The following is a 19,155-nucleotide window of genomic DNA, read 5'->3' on the forward strand; positions in this document are numbered from 1 at the left end:
AAGTGAAACCTTTTTTCGAGGTTCCACTTATTTAGGGTTTTCTATTATACTCGTGAAAACTACTTTCCTTTTAGGGGAATTTCAAATGAAGTCCCATCCACCAATAATTCATGTGTCTCACCATCCGCTATATCATCGGTAGTGAATGCAAAGGAATCGAGCTCCTCGATGTTTTCTTCTGAATCAACTAATAATCCAATTGTGCCTTCTCGTATTTCTCTTGGTTGGTAATCTGATCGACTTACTTTTTTTGTCCCCATAAACGTATCTCCGGAATGGATGAAATTTTTAGAAGGCACATCATATGTAAGGTCGTTATTGAAAGTAACATTTTCCATGCTGAAGAACTGAAGTTCCTTCGAATCTTTATTTTCAACAGAATAAGTTATCTCTAGATAGGAAACCGCTTCATCAATATCCGTTTTAGAAAACGCAGCCTTTTGATCGATTTCCTCCATGGATAAATTCTCTTTATAATATATCGAATAGGCCTCTTCAAAACTCAATCCCGTATAGGACTTGAGCTCCTCCTTTACTTCATCTGTGAGTGAAGATAATTGAATTCTGCGGATATCCTTGATTGTAATGACCATGGGTGCCAATTCAAATGACTCATTAATAGACTTCGTTTCAAGTAATGTGAAGGTTCCCCAATTTTTTTGGCGAACCTTATCGCCGACTTTTTCAAGATGGGTCCCGCCATATTCCTGAACCTCTGGAATTTTGGACTCCTTGGTTTCCGCATTTTTCCCTTTTTCAGTTTTATCGCTCTCGAAATAATTGAAGGCAATTACACTTAAAAAAATAAGCAATAATCCAACAATTGTTGAAATGATCCATCTTTTACGGATACTTCATCACTCCCTGTCTTAAACCATTGATGTCATAAACTATAATATACCATTTCTTCGCAAATGGTGGGGTTGGGTATCTGAAGAAATTAAAAGGCATGAGCCCGGTAGATTACCGGGTTCATGCCCTCAAGGCTGCTTATTGAAATAAAGTGTCTAACTTTTTGGGTTCACTGGGATGAGGCTACATATCGTATGGTTCCAGTTAAATTTAAAACCAAAGTTGATTGGAACGGAGGGTACGAGACTCCTGCGGGAAAAGCGTGTCCAAGGGACAGCCCGCGGAAAGCGAGTGCCTGTAGTGGAAATCAACGTTCACATTTTACACCCCCTCAAAAAAACTGTAGGGTAAAATCAGTTAATTTTGAGTTGTTTACAGTCTGAGATGATAATAAATCCTCTCAGTTTATTTTACTTTTTTATTTGTTCATCAGATTTTTGGACGATTTCTTTTAATTCTTCAATGTCACCTTTAGCATTAATAATTTCAAAAATCTCATTTAAGCCTTCTGAGGTTTTTTCGTCTTCTGTTTTCACTATACCCCTCCTTATTGTAGTTATTTTTAAGGTCTCCAAAAAATAGTAGATAAAACATAATAAGATAAAAAAGGGGTAGGAAAAGTGTTCCAGTTAATTTCAAAAAAAATATAGGTGAGTTGCTACATACTGATCTAGACGTTCACTTAAATAAACGCTTCGACCTCCATTCTGCATGATCATTTACAACTGGGATAAGCTCTACTGCTCTTTGTATATTTTCCATAATCCAACATACAGGTGCGATACTTCAATAACGTAGTTTCGCTTTTTTATGATCTTTTGCTAAAGTCGTACACGTCCTTAAAAGCAAACTCTTTCCGATACTTGATGAATCGCTTTCATGGCTTTCCTTATCTTGTACAAATCCGGCCCTCAAGACTATTGTTCCTCGAACATCTTGGCTCTTTGTTCTTCTTCTGGAACACTCGCTTATAGAGAATAATGATTTTTTTATATTTTCAATATTTACAGTCAATATTTGAAATGGTAGTATAACAATATCTATTAAGAATTTTCAAATAATAAGGTTTTTTCGAAATAATCATTTTTTTATTATAATGAAAGTTTTTTAAACTGAAATATTATTATTATAGTTAGAATATTTTGTATTTAATTTTCTTTAGGGGATGAATGATGATGAGTATCAAAAAAATGTCAAATTCAATAAAGTCAACTGAAATAGTAGAGCAAACATCTGGAATATATGAAGAAGCTGTGAGATTAAGAAGAATGATCCATGAAAATCCTGAACTTGGATTTGAAGAGCATAAAACGGCTGAAATTATTGCGAATTATTTAAAAGAGCTTGGAATAGAAGTGACAACCGGAGTAGCTAAGACAGGAGTAGTGGGTATTCTTCGTGGAGATAAAGAGGGGCCTGTGCTTGCTTTACGAGCTGATATTGATGCTTTACCTATTCAGGAGAAAACAGATGTAAGCTACAAATCTAAAAATCCTGGGGTTATGCATGCTTGCGGACATGATATGCATACCGCAATGTTACTATCTGCCGCTAATATTTTATCTCAAAATAAGCATCTTATTTCAGGTACAATAAAATTCATTTTTCAACCTGCTGAAGAGATGAAAGGCGGAGGAATAATGATGGTTGAAGAAGGTGTATTAAGCAACCCTCCCGTTGACCATGCTTTTGCTTTTCATGTTTGGCCTGAATTAGCTACTGGAACATATGGTTTTAGAAATGGTGCGATAATGGCAAGTATGGATTCTTTTGATGTTGTATTAAAAGGTAAACAAGGTCACGGGGCAGCACCGCATCAAGGAGTAGATGCTATTGTGGGTGCTGCCCATGTTGTAACAGCTCTACAAACAATTGTTAGCAGAGAAACAGATCCAGTAGATTCTGTTGTTATTACAATCGGAACAATTGAAGCAGGAGATGGCTATAATATTATTCCTGAAAAAGCTAGTTTTAAAGGAACTGTACGAACACTGAATGCGAACACTCGTAAGGAAGTGGCTGCAAGTATTCAACGTATTATCGAAGGAGTGGCTTCCGCACTTAAATTAGAAGTTGAAATAAACTATAACTTTACAGTGGGGTATCCTGTTACAATGAATGATCCAAAATTTAATGAACATGCTGCTGCTATTGCTACTGATTTATTTGGAGAAAACTCAGTGCAGTGGTTGACTAAACCAAGTATGGCAAGTGAAGATTTTGCTTTCTATTTAGAAAAGGTCGCGGGTACATTTGTCTTCTTAGGAGTAGGAGAAAACCCAGAGGATCCGATGAAACTGCATAGTGACGTATTTTTACCAGATGAAAAAGCGATGATCCAAGGGATTTCCCTTATCGTAGGACTAGCTATAAATACGACTGAAAAAATTCAATAAGTTAAAAAATACTAAGCAAAAATAGTGTTGGTTTTCCTTTTAGAATCAGCATAATTTTTAGAAAAGGAGTGTAATAAAGTGGAAGGGAATTCTCTGCGTAATTGGAAAATTCATTTATTTGTTTTGATATTAGTCTGTGTTACAGAATTTATTGGCGTAAAAACGTTTAACATTGGGATTGGAGCCATTGCATTATTTCCAATGTTGTATGCATTAATTATCGGAGCCATTATTAGTTTACCTTCTTTAAAAATTTTAAAAATGAAGGAAATGAATGTTGCGGCCAATATTTTAGGTATATCATTCATGCTTTTTGTAGCCAAATTGGGAATGTTAATGGGGCCTTCATTGCCGAAGATATTTGATGCCGGGATTTCTTTAGGATTACAAGAAGTGGGACATTTCGCAGGGACAATCCTATTAGGTTTGCCAATTGCTTTATTACTTGGAATGAAAAGAGAAGCAGTCGGTGCTACTTTTTCAATCGATAGAGAACCTAACTTAGCCATTATTGCTGAAAAATATGGCTCGGATTCACCAGAAGGACGGGGAGCACTAGGCGTATATGTTTGTGGTACTTTGTTTGGAGCTTTATATCTGTCAGTGTTAGCAAGTTTTTTGGCTCAAACTGGTTGGTTTCATCCAATTTCACTAGCCATGGGTGCGGGTGTAGGTTCAGGTAGTATGATGGCTGCCATGTCAGGAGCATTAGCTGTTATATTCCCAGAATCCGCAAAGGATATCGCCGTTTTTGCTGGTGCTGCTAACTTAATTACAACAATTTTAGGAACGTATATATGTGTATTCTTTTCTCTTCCTTTAACAAACTATTTATACAAAAAATTTGAGCCTATTTTAGGGCGAAAGTCAAAAAAAGATCAAATGAAAAATATTGGATCATAGGACATAAAGGGGAGAATGTAAATGAAAGATAAAATATTGACTTTTATAATTATTGGGATAATAGCTATTATGGGAAACTGGGTTGGATACAATGTTTCACCAATTGACGCATTACCAGGTATGATGATTATTGTTGCTGTAACGATATTAGGGTTCTTATTCGCGAAAATCTCCCCTATTAAACTACCAATTGTTGTTTGGGTTTCTATGTTGGCCTTATTGGTTACAACTCCGATTTTCCCAGGAAACGCATCAATCATTAAAGTAACAGAACAAGTTAATTTTATGGCCTTGGCAACACCTATTTTGGCTTATGCTGGCCTTTCTTTCGGGAAAGATTTGAAAGAATTTAAAAAATTAGGATGGCGTATAGTCGTTATCTCTCTGGTTGTATATACAGGAACATTTTTACTATCAACTCTAGTTGCAGAAATTGGTTTTAGATTAACTGGTAAATTCCATTAAGTTATTGTGATCGTGCTACTCGTATTTAACTTAAAATCAAGGAAACGAAAAATTGAAAGAGCTTATGGCGACTATAGAACGAATAATGAAGGTGTCTACGCTGTATGAGATGTCAAAAGAGCAGCACAGTTTTACCTTACCTTTAATAGCTTTATAAAATGTCTGATTCTAATCTTGGAATCGGGCATTTTTTATGCAATGGAAGCATTAATTTCCCCAGTTAGAACTGAAGTATTAGGTTCCTGGAATTGGTATCTTATTTCCAATGGATATGAGATAGGATTAGCAAAATATCCTACGCAATATAAAGCCCTGTATACTCTTTAACATTGAAGCAGCCAGAGGATTGCAAATGTTTAGTAAGGTATTTTCTTATTAATGGAAAAAATATAGATAATAAAACGAATGAGCTTGGAGATACTTTTCCAAGTTGATTTTAATGTGAATAATATTTTAAATTCATTAGTGAATAGTTGTGTGTTCTTTAATGAAAATTTTTTCCCCTATGTCTTTTCAGTAAGTTCTAATTAACCTTAAAATAGTACGCCTTCATATGAATCTTTTAAATCAGTTCTTTTATTAATTTAGCCCAAAATATGCGATGGATCATTTATATCCCCGATTAGTGGTGATGGAGGAAATAGGGGTTTTACAGTCGATATATGTGGGAAATAGACATGTTTTTCCAATATCGCCCGATTAACGTATGATAAGGATAATAGATCCTAATGGTCCGGGTCTATTAATAAACTGAATATACGAACATATAGTATCCTCTGGTGGAAATGGAGTGGAGAAAGATCAAATAAATAACTGACGGCTCAAAAAAATCGTATTTCGGTCCATTAACAGACATTTACTTTTAATATTTAGGTAGTTAAAGTTAAAACAATAATAAAAACTTACTATTCAGTATTATTTGAAAATAAGGGTGGAGGATGCATGAATACAAAAGTATTAGTTATAGGTCCTATTGATTTAGTAGAACTAGTGATTTCCATCGGCCAATCATACTCCGACATTACCATGTTACCTGCTCCTTACAATCATGAACAGGAAACAATGAATGTGATTAATAAAAGAGTCGACGAGGCGGATGTTTTATTCTTTTTAGGCATCATCCCTTATCAAATAGCAAAGAATCAAAATATTACTAAGCCAATGGTTTTTATTCCATCGACGGGCACATCTTTATATCGGACTCTTTTTAAGATCATTACAGAAACTTCTTTTAATCCAATAAAAGCACCGTTGAGGATCAGCATAGACACATTGCCAAATAGAGAAGTAAAAGAATGTCTTGAGGATTTAGAAATATATCCTGAAAAAATATTTCTTAAAACCGGTCAAAAAGCCGATGAATTGGTTCATTTTCATTATGAACTGTGGAAGAATAAGCAAACACAAGTGGCCGTTACGTGTGTTAATTCCGTCTACGAATCGTTAAAAGGGCTAGGGGTGTTAGTTTTTAGGGTTCTCCCTACCATGTCTGCGATTCGAACTAGTCTGAATAATGTTCTTTTAGAGGGGAAGGCCTTGCTTCAAAGCGATACACAAATTGCCATTGGAATCCTTCATTTTAATAATTTGCTTTCTTCTATAAATAAGCCCTTATCAGAATATGGAGAACAGCGTAAAAAGGCTGAACTGCAAAACCTCCTAATAGATTTTTGCGAAGAGGCCCAGGCTATTTTTGACTGGTCAGAACGAGATGTCGTTCGATTTATAACCACACGTGGCGCCATTGAAAGTACGACCCAAAAATATAAAAAAGCTCCGTTATTAGATGAGATAGCCATGAAAATTGATGTAGAGACCACCATCGGGATTGGGTTTGGACATACAGCAAACGAAGCAGAAGTGAGTGCTCGTAAGGCACTAATGAAAGCAAAAGTGAATAAACCGAGCTGTTTTGTGGTTGACATGGATGGAACAGTATTTGGTCCTGTCGGAAAAGATGGGAGATTGAAATATTCCTTGCGGAGTGATGACCCAAAACTAATGAGCTTAGCAAAGACAGCTGGACTCAGTATTGCAACCATAAACAAATTACTTTCCTTTTGTGAGTGCTTTGGCAATAAAAGCATCACAGCAAATGATCTTGCTAACGGACTAGGTTTAACGATTAGGAGTGCAAGGAGAATCCTGAATACTCTTGAGAATACGAATCTAGCTGTCATCGTTGGTGAGGAACAGCCCATACACCGGGGGAGACCGCGACAGCTGTATGAATTACAATTTTTTAAGGAGTCAGTCAGATAAGATTTTTATTATTCATACTAGTAAAGAAAGGGGTAATTTAATGAGAATAGCAATTGGTCAGTTGGCTCACGAAACGAATACGTTTTCTCGAGTAAGAACGACAGTCGAATTATTTAAAGTATGGGAATGGACCCAAGGAGAGGAACTTCTCGATAGGCATACTGGTGTATTGGATTATTTGGGTGGGATGATCCATCGGGGAGAAGAGCTAGGGATTGAAATTGTGCCGACCTTTGCAGCCATGGCCAATCCATCAGGTACGATAACACCTGAAACGTTTCAAAAAGCAAAAAATCTATTAATATCAAGCATTATGAATTCGGGCAAACTGGACGGGATTTGTCTATTTCTTCATGGAGCAGGAGTAGCAGAAGGTATTGACGATATTGAAGGTGAGATTTTATCGGAATTAAGAAGCATTTTGGGATCAGAAATACCAATCGTAGCTGCTTTGGACCTGCATGGTAATATTACGGAAACCATGGTTAAAGAAGCAGATGTACTACTCGGCAATATAGATTACCCTCATACGGATTCCTATGAAAGGGGGATAGAAGCGATTGATGTAACTGCTCGTATCATTCAAGGTAAAGTTAACCCGGAAATGTCTCTAACTAAATTACCATTACTTATTCCTACTACTACTTCCTACTATTCTCCAATTAAAGAAATCAATGAATGGTGCCAGGAATGGGAAAAACATCCTAAGGTGCTTGATTGTACCTTATTTCACGGCTTCCCATATTCAGATATCCCTCACGCAGGAGTTTCAGTAATTGCCATTACGCACAATGAACCCTCATTAGCACAAAAAATTTCAGATGATATAGCTGTTAGAATTTTTGAGAAGAAAGATGAATTTTTTCCTATATTGCCTTCACCAAAGAAAGCCATTACATATGCTTCCTCCCAGAAGGAAATGCCCATCATCATTAATGAAGCTTCCGATAACCCTGGTGCGGGTACACCGGGAGATGGCACATTTTTATTGAAGGAAATGATTGAAGCAAACATCCCAAATAGCTGCTTTGGATTTATTTTTGATCCAGGAGTTGCGGAAATGGCGCATAAAGAAGGTGTGGGTTCCCTAATTCAAGTCGAATTAGGCGGTAAAACAGATACATTACACGGCAGCCCTCTAAAAATATCAGCTTATGTAAAAAGTCTGTCTGATGGCAAGTTTATTCAATCCTCACCGATGTGGAAAGGAAGCAAAGTAAACCTGGGTAGAAGTGCAAGATTATTGGTTGGAAACGTGGATATCATTGTATGCTCTGTAAATTCACAGACATTTGATGAACAAATTTTCCTCCTTCATGGAATAGATGTTGAAAAATCAAGTATTGTTGGATTGAAATCATCTCACCATTTCCGGGCAGCCTTCATGCCTATTGCTAAAGAAATTATAACGATTGACTCGCCAGGGTTAAGCAGTGCAAAGCTATCAACCTTTAATTACAAGAATATAAGCAGACCTATTTACCCTTTTGATTCTAGTTTAAATAATTTATTAGTCTAACTAAAATATAGGATGTGATCAAATGCTAGACGTAATAATAAAAAATGGAAGGGTTTATGATGGAACAGGAAACCCATGGACGAAAACTGACATTGGAATAGAGGATGGAAAAATTGTTTTTATGGGAAATTTAAGCGGTGAACAAGCTGTACGAACTATCGATGCCAATGGGTTGGCAGTTTCCCCAGGGTTTATTGATCCTCATGTCCATTCTGATTTGCTCTGCACCGTTCCGGAAGTTCATAAAATAAAGGCACTTCAGGGTGTGACTACAGAATTATTTGGACAGGATGGCATTTCTGTCGCTCCTGTATCAGAAAAAACAAAGCCGTTATGGCAAAAACAATTAAGTGGACTAAATGGCGATATCGGGGAGTGGCCCTGGAATAGCATTGATGAATATTTTTCATTTCTAGATAAGTCAAAGATGATAGGCAATGCTGCTTACCTAATACCTCATGGCGCGGTCCGTTCCTTGGTTATGGGATTTGAGGATAGAGCGGCTACTAAACAAGAATTGGAAAAAATGCGTTTGCTGGTCGAGGAAGGAATGCGTTCAGGAGCAGTAGGCTTGTCCTCAGGTTTGGTATATCCGCCAAACGTTTTTTCCAATAAGGATGAATTAATTGAAATATGTAAGGGTACTGCGAAATATGACGGCTGTTTCGTTGTCCATATCCGCAATGAAAGCATTCACTCGTTAACTGCTTTGGATGAAGTCGTAGATGCCTCCAGACAATCAGGTGTGAGATTACATATTTCCCATTTTAAGATAATCGGCCAGGGAAATCGGGATAAATTTAAGATAGCGTTGGACAAGATGAATGCCGCTAGACAGGAAGGAATTGAAATTACTTTTGATCAATATCCATATTCAGCCGCTTCAACCGTTTTTCATGCCATACTTCCGCCTTGGATGCATTCAGGGGGAACGGAAGAAATGCTGATTCGATTGGGTGTTCCAGAAGTACGAAAAAGAATCACGGAAGAATTTAAAACAAACACAGAATATGAAAATTGGGTGTTAAATTGTGGCTGGAAAAATATCATAATTACATCCGTTCAAACTACTTCGAATAAAAGCTTAGAAGGAAAAAATATGATTGAAATTTCAGAAATTAGGCAGCAGTCCCCTGAAGATGCCGCATTTGATATTCTGATAGAGGAAAAGGGAAATGTTGCCATGGTTATTCATTGGGGTTTTGCAGAAGATGTTCTGCTGGGTATGTGTCATCCACTGCAAATGGTAGGATCTGATGGGATTTTTGGTGGAAAGCCGCATCCTCGGTTATATGGGACATTTCCGAGAGTATTAGGAAAATATGTTAGGGAAGAAGGAGCTTTGACACTTGAACAAGCCATTCGTCGAATGACAGGTGCCCCTGCGCAGCTGATGAGATTAAAGGATAGGGGGTTAATAAAAACGGGTTATCAGGCAGATATTGTTATATTCGATCCTGACAAAATTAAAGATCGAGCTACATTTGAGAATCCGCTATTAGAGCCAGAAGGTATACTTGCAGTTTATATAAACGGAAAATTAACCGTTTACCAGGGGGAATACACAGGAGCACGAGATGGGAAAGTAATCAAAAGTACTCCAAGGTCAAAAATTGATACAGTGGGAACATTTCAGGGTCGATAAATAATTTCAATTAATTTGCCTGCGAAAAATGAGTAGAAAAGGGAGGAATAAGATGAAGCGTTCCATTGGAGTGTCCCAAAATAAGCACTTTATATTATTTTTACTGTTTGTGGGTTATCTGGTTGATTATTTGGATCGGATGGTCATGAGTGTGGCTGTTGTATCTATTAAGGAAGAATTTAATTTGGATGCTGCTGCTGTCGGGGCAATTTTAAGTAGCTTCTTCTTATCCTATGCTATCATGCAAATACCAGGAGGATGGCTGACAGACAAATTGGGCTCGAGAAAAGTCTTAATATGGTCCATCATCGTGTGGTCGGTTTTTACCGTATTTACCGGTTTTGCTTGGTCTCTTATTTCGTTACTTATCATACGTTTTCTCTTTGGACTTGGACAAGGAGGGTATCCATCAGCCTCCCAAAAGGGGATTGCGGATTATTTTCCCCGGGATGAAAGGCCAAAGGCTTCTGCTTACTTAATGTCTTCCAATTATTTTGGAATGGCACTTGCCCCACTGGTGGCTGCGCCGATGATATTATTTATGGGCTGGAGAAACATGTTTTATGTAATTGGGTTGCTAGGAATATTGTTAACAATTGCATTCTGGTTGTTTTTTAAACCAAAAGAAAGCACTGTTACAAACAAGGCATTAAAAGAGAATAGCGTGCCTATGAAGGAATTGTTGGCGAATTCTGGATTGTGGAAAATAACTGTCATGTGGTTTGCTGCCGGAATAGTAAACTGGGGACTTTCTTCCTGGATACCATCCTATTTGATGGAAGCTAGAGGGATGGATCTCTTGTCCATGGGTTTTTATGCAGCGTTACCAGGTATCTCAACGGGAGTTGCTATGTTGTTCAGTGGATGGCTTCTTGACCGATTTTTTAATAATTTGGAAAAATATTATGCGGCATTTGGCATGCTTATGTCAGGGATATTCCTATATTTGATGTTTACGTCGACCTCCTTAGTAGCTGCAATGGTTTATTTGAATCTTTGTATGATCTTTAAAAGCTTTGCCTTTACAGTTGCTTTTGCTTTGCCGCATAAAATCATGTCTAAAAAGGTTATCGGTTCTGCGATGGGAGTGATTAATATGGGGGCACAGGCAGCAGGTTTCATATCTCCTCTTGTCATGGGCTTTATCATCACCCTTACAGGATCCTACAATGGGGCTTTTTGGTTCTTAATCGCATGTTCCGCAATTTCAATAATTGCTGCGCTTTCCATTAAAAAGAATAATCATATGGAGCAACCAAATGATGTTGACTTATTAGCATAATTCATGAAGAGTCCATCTTGTAAAACATACTTATCAAAAATGAAAAGAAGAAAACCCCGGATCTGGTCTTTAAAACCACCCCGGGGTTTTTGAATTTATTTAAGAAGATTTCAAAAATAAGCCCTTTTCTCTCTCTCTCCTTCCTTCATTCGAATAAGTGTATACTTTTGCCAGTATCTTCAGCTACAGTACAAGCCGTTTCTATATAAAAGTCATATATATATATCGAAGGAAAAATCTTGAGAATCTGAGAACATGCTTGGTAATAAATCCGTGGATGATGAAAATGACTTAGGAACGGCAAATAGAATATCTTTCCTACTTCTTAACATTCAAAACTGTACAATTACTCTTTTCCAATAACAGCCTAATTTATATCTTTTGTTTATTATTGCTTCTTCCATGTACTTGTTATTTCATATCCTTGGAAAATCCATCATGCAAGAAAAAATTTAAAAAGGAGACGTTTAGAGAATGTGGCCAATTAATAACAATGGTAAGGAAATAATAAACCAGCCGAATGAAAGTAAAATGCTGTCCCAGCAAGAGATAAAAGCCATTGAGTCCTGGATATCTCAAATAGGAACAATCCAATTTCTCCAAACGGCAGATCAACAAATGGTTACTGCTAACAAAACTCTGAAATTCAAGTATAAAATGATCGGGTATGGTTTTAACCGGGTCGTCTATGATTTAAATAATGGCTATATTTTAAAAATCGCATTGTCAGAAGTAGGATTAATAAGCAATGCAAATGAAGCCTATATATATAATAACTGTCATGAGGCAGTCAAACAGTGTATATGTCCGGTTAAGGAGCATGGGACGGGCTGGATTATCATGAATAAGGTGGAAACGAATGTGCCGTTTGCATTCAATGAATATACGAAACTGATCAAGTTGGAATTAAAATTCCTGACATACGGTATTATACCAATTGATTTGCGTTTAGAGAATGTCGGTTATAACGAGAATGATGAAATGGTCGTCACTGATTACGGTCTATTCACTAGATGGTTAGTTTGACCATCTGAATATGATAAATAAATCCATAAGGGCTGCTAATGGCAGTCTTTTTTTAGAATCCAAATCCAGTAATCGTTAAGGTGAATAAATGGTATTGAAAAAGATGGAAATACCATAACAGATCTTATGAATGAAGCAGGAGTCTAAAAAAATAGTGGTATTGAAAAAACTATTAAAAAAAGATTGATTCCAAATGGAAACGAACATCGATTACTAATAATGACTGTTAATATTAATTATTTTTAAGAGCAGAACAAGAGATGTTTTCTCTTGTTTAAGACTTTAGATAAACCTGAACGTTGAGTGTAACGTAGGGCATTCGCTTCCGCGGGCGGTCCGGGAGCGCATGTGGGATCTCCCTTGGACGCACTATTCCCGCATAAGTCTCGCCCTTCCGTTTCAATCAACTTTGATTTGAAAGTTAGATAGAACTCTTTTTGTCTACAAACTGGAACATGATTTTTCTCTTGTTTTTTATTAGCAACTTAGTTGTGTAAACAAATTATAATATATTTAGGTATAGAACTCGCTAGAATACATTATGTTTAAAGTTTGCCCAAAAGAAGTTTTTTACAAAAAAAAAGGGAATAGCTCTCTTAATTCTTTTTGCTTTGTTTTCTTAGTTCACTTAACTATGTCCTAAAAAATAATGGACTGAAAATGATGATGAATGCTGTTGCAGAGCTTGTTATTGCTGAATAAATTAATAAATAGACATGATTGTGTAATTACCCTTTTTCTTACTGTATCTCCACATATTATTAAGGAGGATTTTATAATGAAAAACGTTGAATTCAATAAAGAATATTTGGAAATAATAGGAAGTTTACCTGACTCTCTTGAGGAGTATCAGTTTTACCTTGGACTAAAAGAACGGAAAATTTATTTTAATTATGATGTGGATACAACCATTGTCAATAAAATTGTTTATTGGATTCAAGAATGGAATCGAGAAGATGAAGAATTAAATATTCCAATAGATAAAAGAAAGACAATACAAATTTATATAACATCTGATGGTGGGGATGTAGTGGCAGGTTTTTCTGCCATTGATGCTATTAAATCAAGTAAAACGAAAGTTGAAACCATAGGTGTAGGCTCTTGTGTTTCTATGGGTGCGTTACTGTTGATTAGTGGACATTATAGAAAAGCATATCCCAATACAATAATTCTCATACATGATGGCAGTATGTCTGTTCAATCAACTTCTAAGAAGGCTAAAAATACAATGAATTTCTATGATCGTTTAGATAATCGTATTAAGGATTTTATTGTGGAAAATACCAACATCTCAGAAGAATTGTATAATGAAAAGGGAGATGAAGAATGGTACATGTTTGCAAATGACGAAGGATTGAGTTTAGGAATAGTACATGAAATAATTTAATTGTTAGGTAATAAGGAAGTATAATTGATTGTAATTCCTTCATCCTGTTACTAAAGATATTATTCAATTATTTTATTGAAGAAAAACGTGAATCTTGTCGATTATAGTGTTGAGTCTATGCAAACAAACAATAAAATTAAAAAATAAACATTCAACTATGAACGCTAAATTTGGTAAACGTCAAGTAGCCCCAAAATATACTACATATGTGGTGTGTTTTGGGACAACTTTTGTTCGTTATTAGCGAGAAAAGACCGTAAAGTACTTTCTTTCTTAAAAATGACTAACACAATCAAAAATGCAATTAATACAAAAAGTGATAAGATCAACAGTATGTATTTTTTCATAATGCTTACGTTCTGCAGCTGTAGCATCTTAACCTTAATTTACTTGTTACTTTTTGTTGATTCATTTAACAAGCACCTTTCCACAAATTATTTCTATTCCAATGATGTACTTTATTATTCATAGACTTAGTCTTGGATATACCATTCTTTCATTTTGAAAAAATGGTAAAGTGCGGGGAGAAGAGCTGAAGGAATAGGTACGCCATTAATAAAGATGAAAATTAAAGAGGGGTATTCTTTAATTTGTACGATGCTTTAAATTTGATATAGAAATAAACATTCAAATTATCTTTCTCTCGATTTGATATAGTATACTGTTTGTTTTATTCGTCGAGATTCCCATCATTTCCACCTATATGACAAGAAGTAATAGTTTATTTATGACTAAAGACGTATCTTTGAAAAGGGCTTGGTAGAGGAGGAACAGAATTGGAGAATTATTTATCGATCAGTGAAATGGCTTCCATTCACAGTATCTCAAGGCAAACACTCATTTATTACGATAAGATTGAATTATTTAAACCTGTACATATAGATGAACACGGTTATCGGTATTATAGTGCAGTTCAGATTCCATTTCTAAGGGAAATTTGCTTTTTGAAGTCGATTGGCATCAAACTGAATGATATTAAGCACCATATTGGAAATCGCAATTTGACTACTGCCATGTCACTTTTGGAATTTCATCAAGAATTCATAGATAAAGAAATAAATACCTTAATGAATACTCGCACCTTTATTCAACAGAGATTAATGAAATATTCAGAAGCCAAAAATATTAAGAGTGAATTGGATAAACCTATTATAGAAGAATTTCCTGAAAGGGATGTCTTGTTTATACCCTTTGAAAATAAATTGTGCCGAGAGGAATTACATTTAACGCTGATGAAAGCTTGGAATGTATTAAGTAAGCATGAGATGCTTCCTTCCGAGGGATTTGGCACGGTTATTTTAAAGGATAAGCTTGGCACGGATGATATTTTCGAGGGTGCGGGAATATATACTTCCTTACCTTTTATAGATCCTGATATGGAGAATATGATAACCTTGCCTGCTGGGCAATATGCATGCGTGTATAAATATGGAATGCCATATAATATTGAGTTTTTAAATAAGCTGGTTCAATGGATTAGTGATAATCATTATAGAATTGTAGGGGATGTTATAGACGCTTGTTTATTAGATACGACTTTTTACGAGAATGATAATAGTGTTGATTTTTGTCAACTGCAAATCCCTGTAGAAAAAATTACTTGAATTTTCAAATACCTATTGACTGTATAGTAGAAATACACATTAATGTATTCCCTGTAACCGTTATCATATAGTTCCGTTGAAACCGAATAGTACATAGGGTACTGATTATATGAATGCTAGGGGGATTTTTAATGTCTACAAAAAAGAAAAAAGTAACTGATTTACGTTCGGCTTTAGAACTTCTACAAACGATTCCAGGTCAATTAATTGAAACAAATGAACCGGTCAATCCACATGCTGAACTATCTGGGGTTTATCGTCATGTCGGGGCAGGCGGAACAGTAATGCGTCCAACAAAAATTGGACCTGCCATGGTTTTCAATCATGTATTGGGACATGAAGATGCAAGCGTGGTGATCGGACTTTTAGCCAGCCGGGAAAGAGTCGGCCTCATGCTTGATACAAAACCGGAGCGACTGGGTTTCCTTTTAAATGAGGCTGTAAAATCTCCAATTGATCCAATCACGATTTCAAATGATAAAGCGAAAGCTCAAGAAGTGATTCATTATGCAGAAGATCCAGGTTTCGATATTAGAAAATTAATTCCTGCACCTACGAATACAGAGGAAGATGCAGGGCCGTATATCACCATAGGCATGTGCTATGCCTCTGATTCAGAAACGGGAGAATCAGATATTACGATACATCGTTTATGTTTACAAAGTAAAGATGAGATGTCCATGTATTTTGTTCCTGGCCGACATTTAGAAGTTTTTCGTGAAAAGGCAGAAAAAGCCGGAAAACCATTACCTATTTCCATTAGTATCGGCGTTGACCCTGCTATTGAAGTAGCGGCTTGTTTTGAAGCACCAACGACACCGCTAGGCTTTAATGAATTGAGTGTTGCAGGAGCGATTAGAAATGAAGCTGTTGAACTAGTACAATGCTTGACCATTGATGAAAAAGCTATCGCAAATGCTGAATATGTGATAGAAGGGGAATTGGTTCCCGGGGTGCGTGTTCGAGAAGATCAAAACACCAATACCGGAAAAGCAATGCCGGAATTCCCTGGTTATACGGGTTCAGCAGTAGCTGAACTGCCTTTAATCAAAGTAAAAGCGGTTACGCATCGTATCAATCCAATAATGCAAACAGTCATTGGCCCAAGTGAAGAACATGTGAATATGGCTGGTATTCCTACAGAAGCAAGCATACTTCAAATGGTGGAAAAGGCGATGCCAGGCAAATTATTAAATGTGTATGCCCATACTTCAGGCGGCGGTAAATACATGGCAGTTTTACAATTTAAGAAAAGTCAGCCAAGCGATGAAGGACGTCAAAGACAAGCTGCACTGTTGGCGTTCTCTGCCTTTTCTGAGCTTAAGCATGTCTTCATAGTGGATGAAGATGTGGATCCATTCGATAGCAATGATGTTATATGGGCATTAAATACTCGATACCAAGGTGATGTTGATACAGTATTCATTCCTGGAGTACGTTGTCATCCGTTAGATCCTTCGCAAGATCCAGCTTACAGCCCATCTATTCAGGAAAAAGGGGTTTCCTGTAAGACCATTTTTGACTGTACAGTACCCTTTCATTTAAAAGATGAATTTAAAAGGTCAGAATTTAAAGACGTAGATCCAAGGCGATTTGTTCCTGGTTTCTCCAATGTATAAATTCTCTAAATTTCAAAGTTTCGATTCAGTGACTAATGAATAAGGAGGGGAATTAATGAAAATCATTGTTGGAATTACAGGAGCGACTGGAGCCATTTTCGGTATAAGGGTTCTTCAAATGCTTAAAAACAGTGGAGTTGAGACCCATTTAATCATGTCCCCTTGGGCACATGCCACCATTCAACATGAAACTCCATATTCTGTTAAAGACGTGGAGGGATTAGCTGATCATTCCTATTCTTACAAAGATCAAGCAGCAAGAATATCAAGTGGATCTTTCCGGGTTGATGGAATGATTGTAGCCCCCTGCAGTATGAAAACTCTAGCATCTATTCGCATGGGTCTAGCGGATAATTTATTAACAAGGTCTGCGGACGTCATGTTGAAAGAAAGAAAAAAATTATTACTAATGACAAGAGAAACCCCTCTAAATACGATTCATTTGGAGAATATGACGGCACTTTCCAAAATGGGGACCATTATTTTCCCTCCTATGCCAGCATTCTATAATCATCCTGAGAACGTTAACGATATCATTGACCATCTGGCATACAGGGCATTAGATCAATTTGAGATAGATGTTTTCGGTGCGAAACGCTGGGATGGGATGAAATATAACAGCAAAACATAGCATAATTGCCAGAGGATTTAGTGTTTATTACTTAGGGGAAAAAAGGTGAAATAATGATTGGAATGGAGATGTCAGAAGAGGTATTCGACTTGTTAAATGGCAAAGAATTGGCCGACAAGCAGCATGAAGCCATGATGCTGTTAACGGTAAGTGAAGATGGATGGCCACATACCGCGATGATAAGCGTTGGAGAAATTGTAGCCATAACCAGTAAGGAACTACGAATTGGATTATGGCCAGAGACTTCGACTACAGCCAATATCATACGTACTCATAAAGCTACATTGGTACTGTTTTGGAAAGGGAAAGCGCATTATATTCGACTATCAATAGAGAGATTAAAAGAGTTGCCAACTGCAAGATACCAAAGAGAACGATTGTTGGCTAAGGTTGTCTCGACACGTGAGGATGTTGCAAAGTATGCAGATATCACCTCTGGTATTAAAATAAAGTTGAAAAATTCTAAAGAAGTCGTTGAACGATGGGGCCAGACTATTGAGGATATGCGTCAGTGAAGTTCAGCAACTTTCACTAATCGAACAAACATCAAGGGAGCCTCGTTCGCTTCTGTTACAGATCAATGATGTTACTATATTTCGTTAATTAAGAAAAGAAAACCCTGTCACCCAAGCGGATGACAGGGTTTTCTTGCTATCAGCCAGCCGAAGTAGATAAAGCAGTTGGATTCTTTCGGCAGCGGTTTAAAGAAAAAGGGATGTTTGAAAATGGACTTTATCCCCGCATTCCTTCTTTATTAGCAAAACTGAAACAGGAAGACAAAACATTAGTTGTAGCGACTTCCAAACTTTCAGCATTTGCTGAGGGGATATTAAAGTATTTTAAAATCGACCATTATTTTGAATTCGTAGAGGGCAGCAGCTTAGAAGGAAATACAAAAGCAGAAGTTATTCAACATGCTTTAATTCATTTTCCAGGTGTAGATAAAAAAGATTTTATTATGATAGGCGATCGGAATCATGACATTATTGGTGCGAGTAATGCAGGAATCGACTCAATAGCTGTAGCATACGGTTATGGTTCAGTTGAAGAGTTAAAAAATGCTGAACCAACGTTTATCGCCAACAGTGGTGAAGAGCATGAAGAGATTTTAACCGTTCCATTTGTAAAATAAGTAGTTAGTATCCAAAGGGGTAATTTACATAACCATAATTTTTTCTGTCTAGAGAAGTGTAGACGCGCCAGATATCAACCAGTGCAATCGTAATCCCTTTTATTATACAATTTTTTTGTTTGTAATTGACAAGTGGGTTATGAGTCTTTTTTTCCTTTTCAGAAATTATAATCCTTTTGATTGATAAGCAGCTAAATCAGATGACTATGAAACTCTAAGAAAACACGAGAAATCGAGAGATTCGTTTTCTATATTGAGGGAGTTCCATAAATGTAGTGTAATCGTACTGTGACATAGCAAAATAACAGCCACTGATGTTTCTGTTTCTTTTTTTTGAAATTTGTAAAATTATAAATAGGGATAGTCCAATCACTATCCCTAACATTACATATGATTTCTATTAACGAGTTCTTCCGCCTAATTGTTGTTCAG

16 protein-coding genes are annotated in these 19,155 nt (G+C 36.5%); 14 read left to right on the forward strand and 2 right to left on the reverse strand.

What is annotated here, in order from left to right:
* Positions 1 to 59: 59 nt before the first annotated feature.
* Both ACQKMH_RS21075 and ACQKMH_RS21080 read right to left on the reverse strand, forming a co-directional pair.
* A complete protein-coding gene (locus tag ACQKMH_RS21075; RefSeq protein WP_427589340.1) occupies positions 60 to 812 on the reverse strand; it encodes a hypothetical protein in 753 nt (250 codons plus the stop codon).
* Between the two features lie 450 nt (positions 813 to 1,262).
* Positions 1,263 to 1,388 carry a hypothetical protein gene (locus ACQKMH_RS21080; protein ID WP_427589341.1) on the reverse strand — a complete coding sequence of 42 codons (126 nt, stop codon included), beginning with the start codon at positions 1,386 to 1,388 and terminating at the stop codon, positions 1,263 to 1,265.
* 639 nt (positions 1,389 to 2,027) lie between these two features.
* Between ACQKMH_RS21080 and ACQKMH_RS21085 the strand changes: the two genes are divergently transcribed.
* From ACQKMH_RS21085 to ACQKMH_RS21150, 14 genes are all read left to right on the forward strand, one after another.
* Positions 2,028 to 3,248 carry a M20 metallopeptidase family protein gene (locus ACQKMH_RS21085; RefSeq protein ID WP_427589342.1) on the forward strand — a complete coding sequence of 407 codons (1,221 nt, stop codon included), beginning with the start codon at positions 2,028 to 2,030 and terminating at the stop codon, positions 3,246 to 3,248.
* Positions 3,249 to 3,326: 78 nt separating this feature from the next.
* Positions 3,327 to 4,151 (forward strand): DUF3100 domain-containing protein, encoded by an 825-nt coding sequence (locus tag ACQKMH_RS21090; RefSeq protein ID WP_427589343.1) that lies wholly within the window; start codon positions 3,327 to 3,329, stop codon positions 4,149 to 4,151.
* Positions 4,152 to 4,172: 21 nt separating this feature from the next.
* Positions 4,173 to 4,616 (forward strand): hypothetical protein, encoded by a 444-nt coding sequence (locus ACQKMH_RS21095; protein ID WP_427589344.1) that lies wholly within the window; start codon positions 4,173 to 4,175, stop codon positions 4,614 to 4,616.
* A gap of 942 nt (positions 4,617 to 5,558) precedes the next feature.
* Entirely contained in the window at positions 5,559 to 6,878 is a 1,320-nt protein-coding gene (locus ACQKMH_RS21100; RefSeq protein ID WP_427589345.1) for a transcriptional regulator, read from the forward strand.
* A 40-nt stretch (positions 6,879 to 6,918) separates the two neighbouring features.
* Complete coding sequence (locus ACQKMH_RS21105) at positions 6,919 to 8,397, forward strand: M81 family metallopeptidase (RefSeq protein ID WP_427589346.1); 1,479 nt, start codon at positions 6,919 to 6,921, stop codon at positions 8,395 to 8,397.
* Positions 8,398 to 8,419: 22 nt separating this feature from the next.
* A complete protein-coding gene (locus ACQKMH_RS21110; RefSeq protein WP_427589347.1) occupies positions 8,420 to 10,042 on the forward strand; it encodes an N-acyl-D-amino-acid deacylase family protein in 1,623 nt (540 codons plus the stop codon).
* Positions 10,043 to 10,094: 52 nt separating this feature from the next.
* Entirely contained in the window at positions 10,095 to 11,324 is a 1,230-nt protein-coding gene (locus ACQKMH_RS21115; protein ID WP_427589348.1) for an MFS transporter, read from the forward strand.
* Between the two features lie 474 nt (positions 11,325 to 11,798).
* On the forward strand, positions 11,799 to 12,350 hold the full coding sequence (locus ACQKMH_RS21120; RefSeq protein WP_427589350.1) for a hypothetical protein: 552 nt from the start codon (positions 11,799 to 11,801) through the stop codon (positions 12,348 to 12,350).
* Between the two features lie 778 nt (positions 12,351 to 13,128).
* Positions 13,129 to 13,737: a ClpP family protease gene (locus ACQKMH_RS21125; RefSeq protein ID WP_427589351.1), complete on the forward strand. Its 609-nt coding sequence runs from the start codon at positions 13,129 to 13,131 to the stop codon at positions 13,735 to 13,737.
* 776 nt (positions 13,738 to 14,513) lie between these two features.
* Positions 14,514 to 15,341, forward strand: a complete 828-nt coding sequence (locus tag ACQKMH_RS21130; protein WP_230156646.1) for a MerR family transcriptional regulator — start codon at positions 14,514 to 14,516, stop codon at positions 15,339 to 15,341.
* A 131-nt stretch (positions 15,342 to 15,472) separates the two neighbouring features.
* On the forward strand, positions 15,473 to 16,960 hold the full coding sequence (locus ACQKMH_RS21135) for a UbiD family decarboxylase domain-containing protein (protein ID WP_427589352.1): 1,488 nt from the start codon (positions 15,473 to 15,475) through the stop codon (positions 16,958 to 16,960).
* A gap of 55 nt (positions 16,961 to 17,015) precedes the next feature.
* On the forward strand, positions 17,016 to 17,591 hold the full coding sequence (locus ACQKMH_RS21140) for a UbiX family flavin prenyltransferase (protein ID WP_427589353.1): 576 nt from the start codon (positions 17,016 to 17,018) through the stop codon (positions 17,589 to 17,591).
* A 53-nt stretch (positions 17,592 to 17,644) separates the two neighbouring features.
* Complete coding sequence (locus tag ACQKMH_RS21145) at positions 17,645 to 18,106, forward strand: pyridoxamine 5'-phosphate oxidase family protein (protein ID WP_427589354.1); 462 nt, start codon at positions 17,645 to 17,647, stop codon at positions 18,104 to 18,106.
* Between the two features lie 119 nt (positions 18,107 to 18,225).
* Positions 18,226 to 18,723, forward strand: coding sequence for an HAD hydrolase-like protein (locus ACQKMH_RS21150; RefSeq protein ID WP_427589355.1), 498 nt, complete (start codon positions 18,226 to 18,228; stop codon positions 18,721 to 18,723).
* Positions 18,724 to 19,155: the final 432 nt, after the last annotated feature.

This window comes from Peribacillus sp. NPDC097895, assembly GCF_050277555.1.
Classification (GTDB): Bacteria; Bacillota; Bacilli; order Bacillales; family DSM-1321; genus Peribacillus.

What these genes read in the sequence shown, in the direction of transcription:
- ACQKMH_RS21110 (WP_427589347.1), top strand. Translation starts at nt 8,420, where the DNA reads ATGCTAGACGTAATAATAAAAAATGGAAGGGTTTATGATGGAACAGGA.
- ACQKMH_RS21095 (WP_427589344.1), top strand. Translation starts at nt 4,173, where the DNA reads ATGAAAGATAAAATATTGACTTTTATAATTATTGGGATAATAGCTATT.
- ACQKMH_RS21145 (WP_427589354.1), top strand. Translation starts at nt 17,645, where the DNA reads ATGATTGGAATGGAGATGTCAGAAGAGGTATTCGACTTGTTAAATGGC.
- ACQKMH_RS21085 (WP_427589342.1), top strand. Translation starts at nt 2,028, where the DNA reads ATGAGTATCAAAAAAATGTCAAATTCAATAAAGTCAACTGAAATAGTA.
- ACQKMH_RS21125 (WP_427589351.1), top strand. Translation starts at nt 13,129, where the DNA reads ATGAAAAACGTTGAATTCAATAAAGAATATTTGGAAATAATAGGAAGT.
- ACQKMH_RS21100 (WP_427589345.1), top strand. Translation starts at nt 5,559, where the DNA reads ATGAATACAAAAGTATTAGTTATAGGTCCTATTGATTTAGTAGAACTA.
- ACQKMH_RS21120 (WP_427589350.1), top strand. Translation starts at nt 11,799, where the DNA reads ATGTGGCCAATTAATAACAATGGTAAGGAAATAATAAACCAGCCGAAT.
- ACQKMH_RS21115 (WP_427589348.1), top strand. Translation starts at nt 10,095, where the DNA reads ATGAAGCGTTCCATTGGAGTGTCCCAAAATAAGCACTTTATATTATTT.
- ACQKMH_RS21105 (WP_427589346.1), top strand. Translation starts at nt 6,919, where the DNA reads ATGAGAATAGCAATTGGTCAGTTGGCTCACGAAACGAATACGTTTTCT.
- ACQKMH_RS21140 (WP_427589353.1), top strand. Translation starts at nt 17,016, where the DNA reads ATGAAAATCATTGTTGGAATTACAGGAGCGACTGGAGCCATTTTCGGT.
- ACQKMH_RS21135 (WP_427589352.1), top strand. Translation starts at nt 15,473, where the DNA reads ATGTCTACAAAAAAGAAAAAAGTAACTGATTTACGTTCGGCTTTAGAA.
- ACQKMH_RS21150 (WP_427589355.1), top strand. Translation starts at nt 18,226, where the DNA reads ATGACAGGGTTTTCTTGCTATCAGCCAGCCGAAGTAGATAAAGCAGTT.